Annotated in this window: 1 protein-coding gene and 1 pseudogene; one reads left to right on the top strand and one right to left on the bottom strand. The window is 55.8% G+C overall.

Annotation, left to right across the window (positions count from 1 at the left end):
• Positions 1–715: LysR family transcriptional regulator (locus tag AC1DH9_RS29820; RefSeq protein ID WP_477809411.1), on the bottom strand; the 715-nt coding region annotated here is incomplete at its 3' end.
• 114 nt (positions 716–829) lie between these two features.
• Between AC1DH9_RS29820 and AC1DH9_RS29815 the strand changes: the two are divergent.
• Positions 830–985: pseudogene (locus AC1DH9_RS29815) on the top strand (quinone oxidoreductase); the annotation flags it as partial.

Below are 985 nucleotides of genomic sequence, written 5' to 3'. Positions count from 1 at the left end.
ACAGCGCAATGCCTAGCCCGCCCAATAGCATCTCGCGTATGGCCTCCGAACTGTTGCTCTGAGCGTTGCCTTTGATCCGCACACTGTGTCGCTGGGCGTTTTTTTCGTAGATCCACTGATTCTGGCTGCTCAACAGGTTGAACAGCAGACAGTTATGCTGGCTCAGTTCTTCCGGTGTGTTTGGTTGGCCACGGCGAGCCAGATAGTCGGGGCTGGCGACGGTGACTCGATGGGTGGTGCCGATCTGCCGGGCGATCAAACCGCTATCGCTCAACTCGCCAATGCGTAACGTGACGTCCAGGCCTTCGCTGACCAGATCCTGATTCTGATCGCTGAGCTGTAAATCTATTTCTACGTGTGGATAGCGCTCGAGAAAATCCGGCAGTCGCGCAGCAATCTGCAACCGCCCGAAACTGACGGAGGAGCCTACTCGCAAAGGCCCGGCGACCACTTCCCGTCCGGACTGAAAGCTGTGTTCGGCCGCGTCGACCGCCGCAAGAATCTGTCGGCATTCGTTGTAGTAGCGCTGGCCTTCGTCGGTCAGTGAAAGCTGGCGAGTACTGCGGGCAATCAGCTTGCCTCCAAGTTCTGTTTCCAGCGCCCGGAGGATTTTGCTGATGGTCGGTTGGCTGGTCTGCAGTTCCCGAGCGACAGCAGAGAAACTGCCGCGCTCGACTACTCTTACGAAAACCGCCATTGCATTGAGTTTGTCCAAGGGCTTTCTCATTGATGCCAAATAGGCATGGTCACTATAGCTATATAGCGTCTTATCGGCATGAGTTGGTGGGCGGATGATCAACGCAACTCTCCACTGACATGAGATTGCGAAATGACTGACTCACTTGAAATGCTCGCCCTGATCGTCGACTCGGCCAATGCACCACTTCGTTTGGCCTCTATTCCTAAGCCCGTGCCTGAAGCGGGGCAGGTGTTGGTCAGAATCTTCGCCAGTGGGGTGAATCCATTGGATGGGAAAATCCGCGCC

It is taken from the genome of Pseudomonas sp. 05T35, from assembly GCF_056396605.1.
The sequence above is the reverse complement of the archived record's forward strand: the minus strand, read 5'-3'. Positions and strand labels throughout refer to the sequence as shown.